This window comes from Streptosporangium sp. NPDC006013 (genome assembly GCF_040614275.1).
In the GTDB taxonomy this organism is placed as follows: Bacteria; Actinomycetota; Actinomycetes; order Streptosporangiales; family Streptosporangiaceae; genus Streptosporangium.
Map to the genome: position 1 here is coordinate 1 of NZ_JBEXUE010000678.1, position 4,266 is coordinate 4,266.

Here is a 4,266-nt window from a genome sequence, read left to right on the forward strand (position 1 = left end):
CAGCCCCTGGTCGGCTTGCAGGCGCCGGCGAACCGGCCGTCGGCCACCCGCAGCCTGGCGACCGGGCGAAAGCGCAGCCCTGCGCCGGAGCGGACGTTGAGGAAGCTGACGCGCCGCACGTGGGTGACCTGATAGGTGCAGGCCAGCGTCGGCCGGCCGGTCACGCCGACCGGACCGGCGTTGCGCACCTTGCGCAGGTGACTCGCCGAGGCCCAGCCGATCACGCCGCTGGCGCTCTTGATCCGCACCCAGCCGTTGACGCTCGTACAGGCGCCGGCGAACCGGCCATCGGCCACCCGCAACTTGCCGACCGAGCGGAAGGTCTTGTCTGTGCCGGAGCGGAGGTTGACGTACTGGTCGCGGTCGATGCGGTTAACCCGGTAGGTGCAGGCCAGCGCCGGCTGGCCGGTCACGGCGGGAGGGGAGGCGAGCTTGCGGAGGTTTCCGGACGGAGCCCAGCCGGTCACGCCGGTGGCGGTTTTGACCTGCACCCAGCCGTTGACGCTCGTGCAGGTACCGGCGACCGGCGCCTCGCCCGTCCGTAGCGTGCCGACCGAGCCGAAGTCCTTGCCGGCACCGGAGCGGATGTTCAGCACGGCGCCGGAGCGCACGTCGGTGACCTGGTAGGTGCAGGCCAGGGCAGGACTGCCGGTCGTGCCGGCGAGGCGGGCGGCCGCGTGGGCGGGCAGGGCGGCCAGGATGAGTCCGCTCAGTGTGGCGCACGCGGTCAGGGTGGTGGTTCGCTTCGCGATCATTGCGATGTCTCCCTTTGATCGGCATCTGTTCACCGGCGCGGGGTCGGCAGCCTGGTCAAGCTAGGGGTACTTGACCTGCGATGCTCACGAAGGGTAATTTCCTCATTACCAAATGCTTAAACATATGACCAACTGAACAGGTATTCATTGCGATGAACAGCCCGTCCCCCGACGAGGAGAAGAGGTAGACGCCGTGCCCCCGAACCACGCTCTGTGCACCTGTGCACCTGAGTAGCCATTCGCATGCGAGGGTGACTGCGCATCCCGACGCCCACTCCTCCTCGCTCGCGGACGCCGAGCGGGTGCAGAGGTGTCCAACGGGCGCTGCCGACCGGACACACGGTGCAGGAGCTTGCGCAGGTCTTCGGACTGCTGGCCGATCCCGGGAGGCTGAGGCTGACGGCCGTGCTGCTGCAGGCGGGAGAGACGTGTGTGCGACCTGGCGGCGACCTCATGCGCGCTGCGGCTGCTGCGCACGCACCGCGTGGTGCAGGTCCGCCGAGCCGGGCGGCTGGCGCACTACCGGCTCGCCGACTCCCACATGCGGATGCTGTTCGCCCTGGCGATCCCCCATATCGGGCACGACACAGAAACCCACCACCAAGGGGAGCGAAGCGATGGCTGAGCGTGGACACGGAGGCGGGCATGGCTCCGGACACGGGCATGGGCATGGGCATGCGGTGAGCGCTGAGGCCGATCGCCGCTACCTGACCGGGGCACTGACGCTGATCGTCGGATTCATGGCGGTCGAGGTCGTCGTCGGCTTCATCGCCCGGTCTCTGGCCCTGATCTCCGATGCCGGTCATATGCTCACCGACGCCGTCGCCATCGTCTTCGCGCTGATCGCCATGCGGATCGCCGCCCGGCCACCGCAGGGCGGCTTCACCTACGGGCTCAAGCGCGCCGAGATCATCTCCGCGCAGATCAACGGCATCACCCTGCTACTGCTGGCCGCCTACTTCACCTATGAAGGCGTCCGCCGCCTGATCGTGCCTCCCGAGGTTGAAGGCCTGTACGTGGTGGTGACCGGCCTGGCCGGAATCGTCGTCAACCTGGCCGCCACCTGGCTGCTGTCTCGGGCCAACCGCTCCAGTCTCAACATCGAAGGCGCCTACCAGCACATCCTCAACGACCTGTTCGCCTTTATCGCCACCACGATCGCCGGAGCCGTCATCTGGCTCACCGGCTGGGCCCGTGCCGACGCGATCGCCGCCCTCGTCGTCGCCGTCCTGATGCTCACGGCGGGCTGGGGACTGGTCCGCGACGCGAGCCGGGTCTTCATGGAAGCCGCTCCCGCGAACATGAATCCCGCCGAGATCGGCGCCAGAACCGCCGCTTTGGAACACGTCGTCGAAGTGCATGACCTGCACATCTGGGAGGTCACCTCCGGCTACGCCGCGCTGTCGGCGCACATCCTGGTCGCCTCCGGCGCCGACTGTCACACCGTACGCCTGGCCGCCGAGCGGATATTCCACGACACCTACGGCATCGAGCACACCACCTTGCAGGTCGACCACGCCCCACCGCAACTGCTGACCATCGGCGGCACCGACACCCACTGCGCCGCACCCCACGGCCCCACCCACCGCAGCCCCCCTCACGAAAACAGCACCGTCCCCGCCACGCCCCCGGCCGGCCACACCGATCCCGGCGATCAGAGCGATGCGGCCCACCTGTCACAGAGCCTGGAGTAGATCACGGCGTCCACCTTTGCGGCGATCATCGAAGTCGAGTTTTCGCGCTCTCCTGACGAGTCACCGGACTTCGGCGGATTCATCGGCCCGCGCGCTACGTCAAGGGCAGGTGGGATCTGCCCGGCGAACGCGCCCCAGGTGAGGATCTCCGGTCGCGTCCAATGCCCGATCTTCACCGCGCCACGCCCGAAAAGCTGGGATAACCACCCCGCAAAGCGCATCAGCCACACACTGGAATTTCACTGTTAGAGCAGGTCGGAGCCACTATTCGGTGAGCTTTGGCTGATCGATGTGGGGTGGTTCGATGAGTTTGTCGAGGCGTGAGATGGTCGCTGGACTGGGGGCGGTGGCCGTCTCCGCTGTTTCACCGCCGGTGATTCCGCCATCACCGGCGCCGCGGTTGCCGGAGGCCGAGCCGCTGATCGTTCCGGCCGGTCGTAGGCCTGACCAGCTCGCCAGGGATGAGAGCTTCTGGGGCACTGTGGCACGGCAGTACCGGGTCAGCCCGGACTTCATCAACCTGGAGAACGGCTACTACGGGATCATGCCTGAGCCGGTGCGTCAGGCATATCACCGCAACGTGGACCAGCTGAACGAGCTGAACTCCCACCTGCTGCGCACCTCCTACACCGATCGGGCCACCCAGGTCAGGAAACGCATCGCGACCGTCCTGGGTGCCTCCCATGAGGAGATCGCCCTGACCCGTGGTGGCACCGAAGCCCTGCAGAACCTGATCGGCGGCTACAACCGGCTGCGGCCGGGCGACGCGGTGATGTACGCCGACCTCGACTACCACAGCGCGCGGTACGCCATGAACTGGCTGCGCGGTCGGCGCGGGGTGAGCGTCGAGCGGATGGCCATCCCCGAGCCGGCGACCCACCAGGTCGCACTGGACACCTACGCCCAGGCGCTACGCGACCATCCACGGGTCAAGTTGCTGCTGCTGAGTCATATGAACAACCGCACCGGACTCGTCCTGCCGGTGGCAGAGATCGTCACGATGGCCCGTGACAAAGGCGTCGACGTGATCGTCGACGCGGCCCACTCCTGGGGGCAGCTCGACTTCACCATCGGTGACCTCAAAGCGGATTTCGCGGTGTTCTCCTTGCACAAGTGGATGGGGGCGCCGCTGGGGTCGGGGTTCCTCTACATTCGCAAGAACCGCCTGGCCGACATCGACCCTGCTTTCGCCGACGAGACCTACTCCGGCCGCGACATCCGCTCGCGGGTCCACTCCGGCACCATGGACGTCGCCCCGATCCTCACCGTGGGCACCGCCCTGGACTTCCACGACACCTTGGGTGCCGCGGTCAAGCAGGCGCGGCTGCGCTTTCTGCGCGACCGCTGGGTGCACCAGGTGATCGACATTCCCAACCTGGAGATCCTCACTCCCGAGGAGCCCGCCATGTACGGGACAATGACCGCGTTCCGGATCACCGGACGTACCTCCGAAGCCGACAACGTGGCGATCACCAAGGATCTGATGGACAGGCATCGGATCTTCACGGTGCGCCGCGGCGGGCCGGTGCGGGGCGACTGTGTCCGGGTGACGCCGGCGCTGTTCACCTCCCGCGATCAGGTCGATCTGCTCGCCGTGGCGGTGCGCGAACTGGCCTCGCGGATGCGCCGCTGAAAACATGCCGGTCGGCGTAGTGCTCGGCGGTCCGCAGCGGGTCCAGCGGCACCTTGCCGTGATCATGGATGCCTCGCGTAGCGGGCCCGCCATCGGGCGGGCCTCACCGGCTGACAACTCGGGAACTCCCCTGAGGGGAACCCCCGACCGCGGACCTCAAAGTCCGTTGCCCAGCGTGGTGAGC

General features: G+C 67.5%; 4 protein-coding genes. 3 read left to right on the forward strand and 1 reads right to left on the reverse strand.

The features are described 5' to 3' along the window. Window positions 1-755, reverse strand: a 755-nt coding sequence (locus ABZ260_RS47660) for an SH3 domain-containing protein (RefSeq protein WP_355631643.1), incomplete at its 3' end; no start/stop codon positions are given. A 430-nt stretch (window positions 756-1,185) separates the two neighbouring features. Between ABZ260_RS47660 and ABZ260_RS47665 the strand changes: the two genes are divergently transcribed. From ABZ260_RS47665 to ABZ260_RS47675, 3 genes are all read left to right on the forward strand, one after another. After that, on the forward strand, window positions 1,186-1,380 hold the full coding sequence (locus ABZ260_RS47665; protein WP_355631646.1) for a hypothetical protein: 195 nt from the start codon (window positions 1,186-1,188) through the stop codon (window positions 1,378-1,380). A gap of 55 nt (window positions 1,381-1,435) precedes the next feature. Next, window positions 1,436-2,449, forward strand: coding sequence for a cation diffusion facilitator family transporter (locus ABZ260_RS47670; protein ID WP_355631649.1), 1,014 nt, complete (start codon window positions 1,436-1,438; stop codon window positions 2,447-2,449). A gap of 304 nt (window positions 2,450-2,753) precedes the next feature. Next, window positions 2,754-4,082, forward strand: coding sequence for an aminotransferase class V-fold PLP-dependent enzyme (locus ABZ260_RS47675; RefSeq protein ID WP_355631652.1), 1,329 nt, complete (start codon window positions 2,754-2,756; stop codon window positions 4,080-4,082). The last annotated feature ends 184 nt before the right edge of the window (window positions 4,083-4,266 follow it).